The 13,521-nt window shown below is 33.1% G+C and carries 14 protein-coding genes; 5 read left to right on the top strand and 9 right to left on the bottom strand.

Annotated features, from left to right (window positions below):
- Positions 1-277: 277 nt before the first annotated feature.
- Positions 278-1,726 carry a glyceraldehyde-3-phosphate dehydrogenase gene (locus Z054_RS0113125; protein WP_024770525.1) on the bottom strand — a complete coding sequence of 483 codons (1,449 nt, stop codon included), beginning with the start codon at positions 1,724-1,726 and terminating at the stop codon, positions 278-280.
- A gap of 139 nt (positions 1,727-1,865) precedes the next feature.
- On the bottom strand, positions 1,866-3,275 hold the full coding sequence (locus Z054_RS0113120) for a trypsin-like peptidase domain-containing protein (protein ID WP_024770524.1): 1,410 nt from the start codon (positions 3,273-3,275) through the stop codon (positions 1,866-1,868).
- Positions 3,276-3,440: 165 nt separating this feature from the next.
- Here Z054_RS0113120 and dapF point away from each other — a divergent pair, with 165 nt between their 5' ends.
- The 4 genes from dapF to Z054_RS0113100 all read left to right on the top strand — a co-directional run bounded on the left by dapF (position 3,441) and on the right by Z054_RS0113100 (position 6,775).
- Positions 3,441-4,226 (top strand): diaminopimelate epimerase, encoded by a 786-nt coding sequence (dapF, locus tag Z054_RS0113115; protein ID WP_024770523.1) that lies wholly within the window; start codon positions 3,441-3,443, stop codon positions 4,224-4,226.
- A complete protein-coding gene (locus Z054_RS0113110; protein ID WP_024770522.1) occupies positions 4,220-4,747 on the top strand; it encodes a GNAT family N-acetyltransferase in 528 nt (175 codons plus the stop codon). The genes dapF and Z054_RS0113110 overlap by 7 nt, the downstream gene beginning before the upstream one ends.
- Complete coding sequence (mltG, locus tag Z054_RS0113105) at positions 4,737-5,780, top strand: endolytic transglycosylase MltG (RefSeq protein ID WP_024770521.1); 1,044 nt, start codon at positions 4,737-4,739, stop codon at positions 5,778-5,780. The genes Z054_RS0113110 and mltG overlap by 11 nt, the downstream gene beginning before the upstream one ends.
- A 353-nt stretch (positions 5,781-6,133) precedes the next feature.
- The gene (locus tag Z054_RS0113100; protein WP_024770520.1) at positions 6,134-6,775 is read left to right on the top strand and encodes a hypothetical protein; all 642 of its coding nucleotides are present in this window, start codon (positions 6,134-6,136) and stop codon (positions 6,773-6,775) included.
- A 14-nt stretch (positions 6,776-6,789) separates the two neighbouring features.
- Here the strand turns inward: Z054_RS0113100 and Z054_RS0113095 are convergent, their stop codons facing one another.
- The 3 genes from Z054_RS0113095 to dnaA all read right to left on the bottom strand — a co-directional run bounded on the left by Z054_RS0113095 (position 6,790) and on the right by dnaA (position 9,781).
- A complete protein-coding gene (locus Z054_RS0113095; protein ID WP_024770519.1) occupies positions 6,790-7,518 on the bottom strand; it encodes an SAM-dependent methyltransferase in 729 nt (242 codons plus the stop codon).
- 270 nt (positions 7,519-7,788) lie between these two features.
- Positions 7,789-8,253, bottom strand: a complete 465-nt coding sequence (locus tag Z054_RS0113090; protein WP_024770518.1) for a low molecular weight protein-tyrosine-phosphatase — start codon at positions 8,251-8,253, stop codon at positions 7,789-7,791.
- Between the two features lie 100 nt (positions 8,254-8,353).
- A complete protein-coding gene (gene dnaA / locus Z054_RS0113085; protein WP_024770517.1) occupies positions 8,354-9,781 on the bottom strand; it encodes a chromosomal replication initiator protein DnaA in 1,428 nt (475 codons plus the stop codon).
- Positions 9,782-9,981: 200 nt separating this feature from the next.
- On the opposite strand from dnaA, the gene Z054_RS0113080 reads away from it, so the two are divergent.
- Complete coding sequence (locus Z054_RS0113080) at positions 9,982-10,386, top strand: acyl-CoA thioesterase (protein ID WP_024770516.1); 405 nt, start codon at positions 9,982-9,984, stop codon at positions 10,384-10,386.
- On the opposite strand, the gene Z054_RS0113075 is transcribed toward Z054_RS0113080, so the two are convergent.
- The 4 genes from Z054_RS0113075 to ribD are packed head-to-tail and all read right to left on the bottom strand — an operon-like array spanning position 10,383 to position 13,521.
- Positions 10,383-10,997 (bottom strand): IMPACT family protein, encoded by a 615-nt coding sequence (locus Z054_RS0113075; protein WP_024770515.1) that lies wholly within the window; start codon positions 10,995-10,997, stop codon positions 10,383-10,385. The genes Z054_RS0113080 and Z054_RS0113075 overlap by 4 nt on opposite strands.
- 10 nt (positions 10,998-11,007) lie before the next feature.
- On the bottom strand, positions 11,008-11,877 hold the full coding sequence (locus Z054_RS0113070; protein WP_024770514.1) for an EamA family transporter: 870 nt from the start codon (positions 11,875-11,877) through the stop codon (positions 11,008-11,010).
- Positions 11,874-12,482, bottom strand: a complete 609-nt coding sequence (locus Z054_RS0113065; protein WP_024770513.1) for an HAD family hydrolase — start codon at positions 12,480-12,482, stop codon at positions 11,874-11,876. Before Z054_RS0113065 ends, Z054_RS0113070 begins: the two co-directional genes overlap by 4 nt.
- Positions 12,475-13,521, bottom strand: a complete 1,047-nt coding sequence (gene ribD, locus Z054_RS0113060) for a bifunctional diaminohydroxyphosphoribosylaminopyrimidine deaminase/5-amino-6-(5-phosphoribosylamino)uracil reductase RibD (RefSeq protein ID WP_024770512.1) — start codon at positions 13,519-13,521, stop codon at positions 12,475-12,477. Before ribD ends, Z054_RS0113065 begins: the two co-directional genes overlap by 8 nt.

Below are 13,521 nucleotides of genomic sequence, written 5' to 3'. Positions count from 1 at the left end.
AATGACTTGTAGTATAGGGAATATTTATATGTCGTTTCTTTTTGGTTATTAATTTCTTCTGTAACGGTAATAAATGTACGATATTGTAAGTAATTATAAAGTTTTTTTTATAAGAATTCATGTATAGATGATTTTAAAGTTAATTTATTGATAATTAAAATATTACATCTTTTTAAAACGAATTTTGAAAATAACACTTTTTCTTTTTGAAGAATAGGGATAAAAAAAGTCGTTATTTATTCAATAACGACTTTTAATATTTTGATAAAAACGATTTCTAATAATATGTGAAACGTCTTACTTTGGCAATATATTTTGATAGTCTTATTACTTGATGACTATATCCATATTCATTATCATACCACACATATAAAACGGTATTATTTCCTTTTGCGTCCACAATAGTAGCATTACTATCATATATAGACGGTGCAGAAGAACCAATAATATCGCTAGATACTAATTCGTTGTCTAATGAATATTTTATTTGCTCTACCAAATCTCCTTCCAGTGCATATTTTTTAAGTACTGCATTCATACTTTCTTTAGAAGTTTCTTTTTCTAAATTAAGATTAAGAATCGCTAATGATCCATTTGGTACAGGAACTCGTATTGCATTAGATGTTAATTTTCCTTCAAAACTTGGCAATGCTTTAGAAACTGCTTTTCCTGCTCCTGTTTCTGTAATCACCATATTTAGAGCAGCGGCACGACCTCTTCTGTATTTTTTATGCATATTATCGACCAGATTTTGGTCATTAGTATACGCATGTATTGTTTCTAGGTGACCATTAACTACACCAAAACTTTCGTCTACAGCCTGTAGTATTGGGGTAATTGCATTGGTGGTACAAGAAGCAGCAGAAAAAATATCTACTTTGTCCGGATCATGTTCTTTATGATTAACTCCATGTACAATATTAGGAATTCCTTTTCCGGGAGCGGTAAGTAATACTTTGTTTGCTCCTTTTGCTGCCAGATGTCTGCTTAATGCTTCTTTATCTCTAAAAGCACCTGTGTTATCTATTATCAAAGCGTCCTGAATACCATAAGATGTGTAATCTATATCTTCTGGATTATTAGCACTAATAATTTTTACAGTAGTACCATTTATGATCAAAGCACTATTTGGTAAATCTGTTTCTACAGTACCGGCAAAATCTCCATGTACAGAATCACTACGAAGTAACGAGGCTCTTTTTTCTAATACATCTTGAGTTATAGCTCCTCTTGTTACTATGGCTCTAAGTCTTAATTGGCTTCCTTTACCCGTAATGGTCATCAATTCTCTGGCTACCAAACGACCGATTCGTCCAAATCCATAAAGGACTACATTTTTTGGAGAAATAGGTTTGAATGTCTTTGCGTCTTTTAGCTTATTTTGTACAAAGCTATTTATCGAACTGTACTCATCACTTGCTAAATGATACTCGTACGTAAGTTTACCTATATCTAATTTTGATGGAGGTAAATTCATTAATTTGATAGCTTGCGCAATTTCTGCGGAATCAAAAATTGAAATAGGTTTTTGTACAAATTCTCCAGCATATTCGTGTAAATTGATAATTTCACTTACGTTTTTATCAATCAACTGATTGCGGAAAAGTACCAACTCGATAGAATTGTCGTACCAAAGATCGCTTACAGTCTTTATAAATGCTACTGTAGCGCGACGCCTGTCTGCCTGAAAGGCTAATTCTTTTTCATAAACTTCGTTAGAGCTCATAATGTGTTGTGTTTTAAAGTCTTGAAATTTCGTGCAAAAGTATATATTTCAAACGTTTTCGTGAAACCTTTTATGAAAAAAAATCCCATTACTTTATAAAAGTAATGGGAGGTGCTATTGTATTTATGTTTTGTGATGCTTATTGAAATACAAATTCTCTTTTCTGACCACTTCGATCTACCAGACTAATAGTGATATCTTCGTCTTTGTATTTACGTTCTATTATTTCTTTTACCTCAAGAACATCTCTTACCTTTTTCCCGTCTATTTCGCTAATAATCAACCCTTCTAGTTTGTATCTTTTCATTCTCGAACTTAGTGCTTTGCTAATTACGACTCCATGATCAAGTTTGAAGTTGTCTAAATATCCTTTAGGAGGGTTCCTAACTTCTACACCAACATCATCTATATTGTACTTTTGAATTTCGTATTTTGATAAGGTAACGGGTAGAGTTATTTCTTTTCTCTTTCTTAAGACTTTAACATTGATTACATCTTTAGGTCTCTTACTATTTACATATCCTGTTAAATCAGAAAATTTATTTATAGGTAGCCCATCTATTTCTTTTATAACATCACCTTCAAGAAGACCAGCTTTTTTAGCGCCACTATCATCTGCGACCGAGGCTACAAATACGCCCTGAGAAACCGAAATGTCATACTCTTCCATAACTTTTGGGTTTATAGTCCCTCCTTGTATGCCTAATATCCCACGTTGTACGCCTCCAAATTCAATGATATCATCTATAATTTTCTTGGCATTATTGGATGGTACTGCAAAAGCATATCCCACATAGCTTCCGGTTTGCGAGGTTATTGCAGTGTTTATGCCTATCAATTCCCCTCTCACATTAACTAATGCACCACCACTATTACCAGGGTTAATTGCGGCATCGGTTTGTATAAAAGACTGAATTTTATCATCAGATTCATCAAGATCTCTTGATTTGGCACTTATAATACCTGCAGTAACTGTAGAAGTAAGGTTAAACGGATTACCTACGGCAAGTACCCATTCTCCAATTTTAGCCGAATTAGAATCACCAAATGGGATATATGATAACTTTTCTTCTGCATCAATCTTAATAAGTGCTATGTCAGACTGCGGAGCGGTACCAACTACTTTGGCTTTATACGATTTATTATTATTTAATGTAATTTCTAAATCAGTAGCTCCGTCAATTACATGGTTATTGGTTACAATATATCCATCCTCGGTAATAATAACTCCAGATCCAGCACCTTGAATTCTTCTTTCTTGCGCTCCACCATTTCTAAAAAACTCCATTAAATTTCTTGGTGTACGCGAAATTCCATATTGCTTAACATGAACTACTGCATTTACTGTTTTTTCTGCAGCGATAGTGAAATCAATACCAGAAACAGATGCATTAGTATTGGTTAGGGGGTAATTTACAGGAGTTAGATTTGGTTTGGCTTCACTTTCTTTAACAACGATAGCTTCAGGTTCTAAAAACATTTTATATGCACCTAAAGTAAATATACCTGCTAGGATAGCTACAACCAATAAACTCAAAAATCTTTTCATTTTCTTCTCTTTTTTTGTTTGATTTATGTAATACTAATCTAATAGACTTGTATTAACTCTTAAAATTACAATTATAGTATACTTTTTTTATGAAATTTAACTCACAATTAACAACAGTTTTTTGATAACATTCTTTGTACCTTTGCTCTCATAATCGAAAGAATAATGACCCTTACATTTTATAAATACCAAGGTACTGGGAATGATTTTGTAATCATTGATAATAGAGATGCTATACTCTCCAAAAATGATACCAAATTATTTGCTAGACTTTGTGACAGAAAATTTGGTGTTGGAGCAGATGGTTTAATGTTGCTAGAACTTCCTCAGGATAAAGAGGATGACTTCACGATGGTTTATTTTAATGCAGATGGTAACGAAAGTTCTATGTGCGGGAATGGAGGGAGATGCTTAGTTGCTTTTGCAGCTTTTTTGGGAGTTGTACAGGATAAAGCAACGTTTACTGCAATTGATGGTAAACATAAGGCAGAAATTAAAGATGGATTAGTGTATTTGCAAATGCAGGATGTATCTGAGATTGAAAAATATGATACGCATTTGTTTTTGGATACAGGTTCTCCTCACCATGTTGCAATGGTTGAAGATTTAACCAATTACGATGTAGAAAATATTGGTAGAACAATAAGAAACGGAGCTCCTTATTTTGAAGCAGGGTGTAATGTTAATTTTGTAGAAAAGAAAAACGGAAATGCATTTGCTGTACGTACTTATGAAAGAGGGGTAGAAAATGAAACCTTATCTTGTGGTACAGGAGTTACTGCAGTGGCTCTTTCTATGCATGCAACTAAAATAACAAATGATCAGGAAATTGATATTCATACCCAAGGAGGACAGCTAAAAGTTACCTTTCAGAAAAATGGGAATGGATACGAAAATATCTTTTTGATAGGGCCTGCAAAACAGGTTTTTAAAGGAGAGATCACATGGTAACATTAAAAGGAGAAAATATTTATTTGCGAGCTCTTGAACCTGAAGATCTTGATTTTGTTTATATTGTAGAAAATGATGAACAGATATGGGAAATGAGCTCTACCCAGACTCCGTACTCTCGATTTTTGATTAAAGAGTATTTAGAAAATTCTCATAAAGATATTTATGAGGTAAAACAATTACGGTTGGTTATTTGCTCTAATGATCATGCGACACTAGGTTTAATAGATTTGTTTGACTTCAATCCTACCCACAATAGAGCGGGAGTAGGTATTTTGATAGCAGAAAAAGAAAATAGAGGCAAGGGCTATGGAGCAGAAGCTTTAGAGCTTATTGTGAATTATAGTTTTGCTCACTTGCATTTACACCAATTATATGCAAATATCTCTGAAGATAATGTAACTAGTATTAAATTGTTTGAAAATAAAGGGTTTAATAAAGTAGGAGTAAAGAAAGAGTGGAATCTCGTAAAAGATATTTATAAAGACGAATTTTTATATCAATTAGTATATGTACATTAAAAAAATACTATTAGCTATTGCATTATTAGGTTTAATTGCAGGAGGAATTTTTGCATATTATGTCTATCAAGCGGTTTTTTCTCCTAATACGAGTTTTGAAACCGAAACAACAACTATATATATCCCTACGGGAGCTACCTATACAGAACTTATTGAAACAATAAGCCCAGCGGTTACTGATATTTATAGTTTTGATAGGGTTGCAAGAAGGAAGGGGTATATTGATAAAATTAAAGCAGGGCGATATATTTTGCGCAAAGGTCTTAATAATAATGAGATTATAAATGTTTTACGTAGTAAGAACTCACCTATACATATTAGTTTTAATAATCAAGAAAGACTGGAGAACCTTGCAGGTAGGATTGCTTCGCAAATCGAATCCGATAGTGTTTCTTTGCTAAAAGTGTTTAAAGAGGAATCTTTTTTAAAAGCAAATGGTTTTTCTTTAGAGACTGCTTTAGCAATGTATATTCCTAATAAGTACGAATTCTTCTGGAATACTTCTGCAGAACAGTTTAGAAAAAGAATGTTAAAAGAGTATAGTCGATTTTGGAACGAATCCCGTGTGTCAAAAGCAAAGAAAGTTGGGTTAACTCCAAATCAGGTTATTACCATTGCTTCTATTGTGCAAAAAGAAACTGCAAAAGTAGATGAACGCCCAAGAGTAGCAGGAGTATATATGAATAGGTATAATAATAATTGGAAATTAGATGCAGATCCGACCGTGATCTATGCAATTAAAAAACATCGTGATGATTGGGATGCAATTATAAAACGTGTTTTATATAAAGATTTAGAGCTAGATAGTCCTTATAATACTTATAAATACGCTTCGTTACCTCCAGGGCCAATAGCAATGCCTGATATTTCATCAATTGATGCAGTTCTTAACTATGAAAAACATGAGTATTACTTTTTTGTAGCTAATGTAGAAAACTTCGGATATCATAAGTTTGCCAAAACGATCAATCAGCATAATCGTAATAAAAAACAGTATGTTGATTGGATTAATAAGCAGGGCGTAAAACGATGATTATCGATCAGTCTTTTTGTAGGAAAAAAACAGCAATTTCTTCTTTTTGAATAAAAAATAACACGAACTTATTAACAAAATTATGTATTTTTTTGTGAATTACTGACAAGTGTAGTAGTTTAGTTTTTTCCGATTAAAATGCTATGTTTGACGTTTAAGTGTCATTTTTAAGGTTTTTTATAGGTGTTTTAACCGTTTTTAACCTTGTTTTTTATTGTAAAACACTGTTTTTCAGCATTATAATTATTTTAACATTTGACTCTTGATAGTTTTTGAAAAAGCTGTATATTTGCACGGCAAAAATTTAAGTAGTGGGGGACGTCATTTATGGTGACTACTTAGAAATTTTTTATATGATAAAGAGGATAATAGGATTATCTATATTACTTACAACTGGGGGAATACTTTTGCTAAGTTTTAGAACAAAAGAGAACGTAGATCTTAGTTCTTATAGTACAGCGGGTTTAGATCTGTATTACATTGCACCAAATTTTAATGAAATAGAAGACGATAATACATTTATCTCTCCTGAGCTTGGAAAATCTTATATTGGGTTTAAAGAAGCTGTTGCTTTTAAGGAGTCTAGAGGAGATTATGGTGTAGTTAATCAATTTGGTTATTTGGGGAAATATCAATTTGGTAAAGGAACACTTGCTCTAATAGGGATTAAAAATGTAAAAAGAAATAAATTTCTTAACAACCCAGCTCTTCAGGAAAAAGCGTTTTATGCAAATTTATCCAGGAATAAGTGGGTTCTACGTAGGGATATAAAATGGTTTGTTGGTAGAAGGATGAATGGAGTAGAGGTAACAGAGTCAGGGATTCTGGCTGCTGCTCACTTGTCTGGACCGGGCGCTGTAAAAAAATATTTACGTAGTGGAGGAGTAGAAGGATTTGCAGATGCTTTTGGTACAACAATTCGTTATTATATGAAACGATTTGGAGGATATGATACTTCTTTTGTTGTTTCTAATAGAAGAGCAAAAGCAATCTAGTTTTTCTCTTAGGCTTAGTCTCTTTGTATGATGTATATTGTAGGTCTTTTATGAAGATCTATCTCTTCTTTTTTCCATTCTTCAACTGTTTTGGTAGCTATAAACTCGGTGGTTAATGTGATGTCACATGCAATGCATAATCGAGTATTGGCATTTAGTATAGTTTTGAGGTCAGAAAACATTTTATCATTGCGATAAGGTGTTTCGATAAAGATCTGTGATTGATTCTTTTCTAAAGAGATCTTTTCTAGATGTTTAATGGTTGATTTTCTTTCGTTTTTATCAATAGGAAGATAGCCGTTAAAGGTGAAATTTTGACCATTCATTCCGCTACTCATCATAGCTAGTAGAATCGATGACGGCCCGACAAGTGGTGTTACTGGTATGCCTTTTTCGTGAGCTATTTTAACAACTTCTGCTCCTGGGTCAGCAATTCCAGGGCATCCGGCATCTGATAATAAGCCGATAGATTCTCCATTAAGGCAAGGTGTAAGGTAGCTTGGTATTTCAGAAATATCTGTGTATTTGTTAACGGTGTGTATGACAATAGAGCGTTGTGACTTGCTGGGGCTAACCTTTTTTATAAATCGTCTTGCGGGTTTTTCATTTTCTACAATATAGTGATTTACTTGCTCTAATACCTTTTTAATAGATATAGGAAGTACTTCTAAAGGGACATCATCTCCTAATCGTGTTGGGATTAGGTATAATTTTCCTTTGGGATCTAGGGGTTTAAATTCCATAGGCTTTTTATAACGGGTTTTTTAAAGATCTTTTTGTTGATATTATTATTTGTAATGAATGTGTTTTAGTGTGTCAAAACGTATGTATGTTATCTAATAAATTAACCCTTAAGGTTTAAGAACGTGTATATCCTTGATAGGGTATATACTAAAATAGTATTATTTTTTTTATTGTTATCTATTGTAACGCTATTATTTGCAATGATAGTATTTGATAAGGGAAAATGATGTTGATATTAACATTGTTGTTAGTTGTTGTTAAGCGAAAGACTAATCAGATTCTTTAAGTTTTAAAGCAATGTTGTCGCATGCTTTATTGAGCATTTGAAATACATCTTCAAAACCTTGTTCTCCTCCATAATATGGATCAGGGACATCAAGATTACTGTTAGGGTGTAATTCGTTTAAGATGTGTTTTACTTTGTTTTTTTCATGATCATTACTGGCTAGATCAATTATATTTTCATAATTAGAGCTATCCATGGTGTATATGTGATCGTAAGTTGTAAAGTCGCTAACCTTAAATTGAGCAGCTCTTTGGTCTGTGATGTCAATACCGTGTTGTCTGGCGATATCAATAGAACGTTGATCAGGCTTGCTGTTAATGTGATAGCTGCTTGTACCGCAGGACGCTACATTGTAATGACTAGGGTTTAGTTTAGATTTTAAGATGCCTTCTGCTAAGGGAGATCTGCATATATTGCCTAAGCATACCATTAGAATTTTAGCTTTCATGTGGTTTGTTTTGCTGTTTTAAAGTAGTGTGTGCTTTTTCTTACTAATACTGCAGCTTAGCTGTGGTATTAATTTTGATTTGCTCTTTAAAAGTGTAAAATTATAATGTAAGCTTCTTTCCTAAATCTTCTACGTATTTTCTAAATTGCTTGTCTGTAGATGATAGGTTGTCTACTGTTTTACAAGCATGGAGAACGGTAGCGTGATCTCTTTTTCCTATTTGTGTGCCTATACTGGCTAAAGAGGCTTTAGTTAATTTTTTGGCAAAGAACATTGCTAATTGCCTTGCTTGCACGATATGGCGTTTTCGTGTTTTGGATTGTAGTGTCTCTACATCCATTTGGAAATAATCGCTTACTACCTTTTGGATATAATCGATAGATACCTCGCGTTTTGTGTTTTTAACATAGTTGTCTACTATGGTTTTTGCAAGGTCTATTGTGATATCTTTTTTGTTAAAAGAAGAGTGAGCTATTAATGATATAATTGCACCTTCTAATTCTCGGATATTAGTTTTGATATTGTTTGCTAGAAACTCAACTATTTCTTCAGGCATTTCTACGCCATCACGATATAATTTATTTTTAATGATCGAAATTCTGGTTTCAAAATCGGGTTGATGCAATTCTGCAGATAACCCCCATTTAAAACGAGATAGTAATCGTTGTTCTATATCCTGCATGTCTACAGGAGCTTTATCACTCGTTAGGATTACTTGTTTCCCATTTTGATGTAAATGGTTGAAAATATGAAAGAATACATCCTGAGTTCCTGCTTTACCAGATAATAGTTGAATGTCATCAACAATTAAAACATCAATAATCTGGTAAAAATGAATAAAATCGTTTCTGTTATTCTTCTTTACAGATTCAATATACTGTTGAGTAAATTTTTCTGCAGAAATATATAAAACTGTTTTTTCTGGGTAATTGTCTTTTATGTTTACGCCAATTGCGTGAGCAAGGTGTGTTTTTCCTAAACCAACTCCTCCAAAAATAAGCAAAGGGTTAAAAGAGGTGCCTCCGGGCTTATTAGCTACGGCCATACCTGCAGAGCGAGCTAATCGGTTAGAATCTCCTTCTAAGAAATTTTCAAAATTATAACTTGGATTTAATTGAGATTCTATTTTTACATTTCGTATTCCAGGAATAACGAATGGGTTTTTTAGCTCGGGGTTTTTACTTTTAATAGGAACGTCAACTTCTTGTGAGTTAACAGGGGTTCGGTTAGAACTTGGAATTTTTTCAGTAAATGGCTTTTTATTGCCATAAGTGTTTTCCATTTTAATAACGTAAACCAACTTAGCACTTTCTCCCAATTCTCGGGTTAAAGATACTTTGAGTAGATTAACGTAATGTTCTTCTAGCCACTCATAAAAAAATTTACTAGGGACCTGAATACTGAGAGCGCTATCTGTAAGCTTTACAGCTTTGATTGGTTCAAACCAAGTTTTAAAAGCTTGGGGTGTGATATTGTCTTCTATGAAAGACAAACAACTATCCCAAACTGATTGCGCGGTTACATTCATTCTTGTGGTCAGGTTTACTTTTTTTGTGTTAAGGTACTAAAAAGAAATTGCTGAAAAACTCCTTACTGTTTTTGCATGACAAATATGTGAACAAAAAATGTAAAAAAAAAATGATTTAGGGGTTGAATATTAATTATTTTTTTTGCATAATTTGGCAATACTACTTTTAATTTAACTAAATAACCCCTCATTTTTAAAATATGTTTATCACTTCAGAAACTTTACTAAAGGTGCGATACTCTGAAACAGATCAGATGGGTGTAGTATATCATGGTAACTACGCGCAGTATTTAGAATTGGCACGAATTGATTGGTTATCCCGATTAGGGGTTTCATATAAATCAATGGAAGAAAATGGTATTATGCTTCCCGTGTTTACATTAGACTTTAAATTTAAGAAATCTGCTTTCTTCGACGATGAATTAATTGTTAAAACTTCGCTAAGGAAAATTCCTACAGCAAAAATCACTTTCGATTTTGAGATTTTTAATAAAGATAATGAATTGCTAACAACGGCATCTACAACTTTAGTCTTTGTTGATAGTAAAACAAGAAAACCTATTCCATGTCCCTCTTACTTGCTTGAAAAAATAAAAAACTATTAATCCTGTGTTTTTCTAATTTCTATATCATACAACGGGGAAAAAACGTCTTTTATTTTATCAACAAACTTTTTTCTTACAGAAATATGAATTTTACAATTCAATTCATGATCTTGTTTAGTAATGTTTAGGTTGTATTCTTTAATAATTCTCATTACTTTATTCATGTCTTTGTACTCGAAAATAATTACAAAATCAATATTAATTGTTTTTTCAACTATTTCTGAAGTCTCAAGCGCTAATTGAGCTGCAGTTCTATAAGCGTTGATTAATCCACCAACTCCCAATTTTACACCTCCAAAATAACGCACAACAACAATTAATATATTAGTAACATCAAAAGATAGAATCTGGCCATAAATGGGTTGGCCGGCAGAATTAGAAGGTTCACCATCATCGTTGATACGATATCTAGAGGGCTCTGTTCCTATTTTCCAGGCATAACACCAATGTCGGGCAGAGTGATGCTTCTTTTTAAGGTCAGTAATAATATGTTTGGCTTCCTCTTCTGTAGTAATAGGAAATGTGTATCCAAAAAACTTGCTATTTCGATCTTTAAAAAGAGCTTCCTCTCCAGGGATATTAATTGTTTTATATGTGTCTTTTATTTCCAATGGGTGTATGCTATATAGAAAAGGCAACCAAAATAATGCTAATAATCGCCAGAATGATGCCTATCCAGTTTTTAAGGATTAATTTCTCTTTAAAAAAAAGAATTCCTGCAAGAGTTGAAACCAAAAGGATGGCTACGTTATTAATGGTGAATACTGTAGAGCTATCCATGCTATCATGGCGCAATGCCTGAATCAGGAAATAGATCGAAAAATAATTAGGAACTCCTAATATAATCCCTGCAATAATATTTTTAAGCGCAATTTTTAATGTTCCGGTTATTGCTTTAAATGCTAATGTAATAATTCCGACAATTGCGGCAAATCCAAAAATAGTAGCAGAAAAAACAGGAATATCATTTTTGGCCACATAATGTGTTTCTAAAAATTTAATGCTAGTATCAATAACCCCACTTCCTATAAAAACCAGTAATGGAAAGATTAGATTCTTTTTTGTTAAAGGGATTCCTCCGGTGGTTTTAACAGAAGTAAGGTAAACTGCTATAAGTGCAATTAGGATACCTATGACTTTTACTATACCTGTACTCTCTTGGTATACTATAATTCCAAATATGATGGGGATCACTAAGCTCATTTTGGTCGCTACTGCAGCTACAGATAGACCATTTCTTTGAGTAGTAATTGCCATTAGGTTAAATACAGATATGAATATTATACCTAAGATCATTGCTCCATAAAACCACCCTTTTCCAGATACAGAAGGTAAATCTATTGGTTCTGAGTATGCTATGACTCCCGAAATAGAAGCTACAACATAGTTTACAACAATTGCCTGTAGTGTATCTACCTGGTATTTAGAAAACAACTTAAAGATGATAAAAATCAGAGTAGACGCTAGGACGCTTAAAACTAAATAGATCAAAATAAATCAGATTTTATGGTAAATAAATCTGTAACATCTTCGGTTACAGGGTTGTTGTTCCAGGTATGCATTCCCAGTGCGGCGGCAGTGTCTGTATTGTCCTTTGTGTCATCAATAAAAAGGGTTTCACTTGGGTTTAATTGATGTTGTTCTAGAACAAATTCAAAAATATAAGGTTCTGGCTTTCGTAAATTGATTTCATGAGAGAGGTAAAAAGCATCAAAGCATGATTTGAAAGCGGGGAAAAAGCTAATATGTTTTTTGATCCAATTAATGTGTAATTCATTGTTATTACTAAGTAAGATCAGTTTATAGCGCTGTTCTGAAGCTAGTTTTTGAATGAATTCTAGGCGATGTTTAGGGAAATCCTGTAAAAGAGCATTCCATGCATTAGTAAGTTGCTTCTCTGAAGCTTCAGGGATAAACTTCTGAAAGTTTTCTATAAGCTCTTTCGTAGTAATCTTGCCTGCTTCATATAAAATATTAAGCTCTCGTATTTCTGTAGTGAGCTTTTCATTTTTAAGATTGTATAATTCTCTTTCTGTTGCGGGCTTGTCTAAATTGATAAAGACATCTCCAAAATCAAAAATTATAGTTTTAATCATTTTGATATATGTTTAGGGTGTCTGTCATGATTTTTTGTTCAGAAATTAGATTTCCTTTATGTAGGGGGGCTTTTATTCCGGTTCCAAAAGTAGTATTTCCTTTAAAAACCCTCGCCTCATCCCAGAGATTTTTATCAATAAAGGATTGTAGTGTATAAGAACCCCCTTCTATGATCACTGATTGGATGTTGTGTTTATAGAGAATGCTGCATATCTCTTTGGTAAGATTCTCTTGTGAATCGACAACTTCATAAATAAGAGTATTGCTATTGTCTTTTTTAAATTTTTCTGAAGTAATCACTATGGTCTTTATTGATTGATCCAGTACGGCAGAATCTTTAGGAATTTTCCCTGATCTGTTAATAACAACTCTAGTAGGGTGATGTTGATCAGCCCAATCTCTGATAGTAAGTTTAGGGTTGTCTTTAATAACAGTTTGGCTTCCTACTAAAATAGCTTGTTCTTCTGCTCGCCATTTGTGTACAATTTGCCTGGAATATGTATTTGTAATCCAGACAGGCTCTCTTTTGTTGGTAGAAACCGGTGCAATATAACCATCTATAGTTTCTGCCCATTTTAGGATAATATATGGCCTTTTTTTATTGTGAAAAGTAAAAAACCTTTTGTTTAATGCTAAGCATTCATTTTCTAGAACTCCAACAGTTACATCACAACCAGCATTCATTAACCTTTGAATTCCAGCGCCCGATACTTTTGCAAAAGTATCTATTGTACCAATAACGACCTTTCTTATTCCTTTTTCAATAATAAGATCACTGCAAGGAGGTGTTTTTCCAAAATGGCTACAGGGTTCTAGGCTAACATAGATTGTAGCATCTTTTAAGAGGGAATGGTTTTTTACAGAAGCAATGGCATTTACTTCGGCATGAGGTTTTCCAGATTGATAATGCCATCCTTCACCAATGATACTGTCGTTATGTACAATTACACTACCCACCAAAGGATTTGGGTAGGTCGTTCCTAGTCCGTTTTTGGCCAACTGGATACATCGTTTTATATATTTTTTGTGTATTGTCAC

This window comes from Aquimarina macrocephali JAMB N27, assembly GCF_000520995.1.
In the GTDB taxonomy this organism is placed as follows: domain Bacteria; phylum Bacteroidota; class Bacteroidia; order Flavobacteriales; family Flavobacteriaceae; genus Aquimarina; species Aquimarina macrocephali.
The sequence above is the reverse complement of the archived record's forward strand: the minus strand, read 5'-3'. Positions and strand labels throughout refer to the sequence as shown.

Coding starts and splice junctions, on each gene's coding strand:
- Z054_RS0113125 (WP_024770525.1), bottom strand. CDS start 1,726: ATGAGCTCTAACGAAGTTTATGAAAAAGAATTAGCCTTTCAGGCAGAC.
- Z054_RS0113120 (WP_024770524.1), bottom strand. CDS start 3,275: ATGAAAAGATTTTTGAGTTTATTGGTTGTAGCTATCCTAGCAGGTATA.
- dapF (WP_024770523.1), top strand. CDS start 3,441: ATGACCCTTACATTTTATAAATACCAAGGTACTGGGAATGATTTTGTA.
- Z054_RS0113110 (WP_024770522.1), top strand. CDS start 4,220: ATGGTAACATTAAAAGGAGAAAATATTTATTTGCGAGCTCTTGAACCT.
- mltG (WP_024770521.1), top strand. CDS start 4,737: ATGTACATTAAAAAAATACTATTAGCTATTGCATTATTAGGTTTAATT.
- Z054_RS0113100 (WP_024770520.1), top strand. CDS start 6,134: ATGATAAAGAGGATAATAGGATTATCTATATTACTTACAACTGGGGGA.
- Z054_RS0113095 (WP_024770519.1), bottom strand. CDS start 7,518: ATGGAATTTAAACCCCTAGATCCCAAAGGAAAATTATACCTAATCCCA.
- Z054_RS0113090 (WP_024770518.1), bottom strand. CDS start 8,253: ATGAAAGCTAAAATTCTAATGGTATGCTTAGGCAATATATGCAGATCT.
- dnaA (WP_024770517.1), bottom strand. CDS start 9,781: ATGAATGTAACCGCGCAATCAGTTTGGGATAGTTGTTTGTCTTTCATA.
- Z054_RS0113080 (WP_024770516.1), top strand. CDS start 9,982: ATGTTTATCACTTCAGAAACTTTACTAAAGGTGCGATACTCTGAAACA.
- Z054_RS0113065 (WP_024770513.1), bottom strand. CDS start 12,482: ATGATTAAAACTATAATTTTTGATTTTGGAGATGTCTTTATCAATTTA.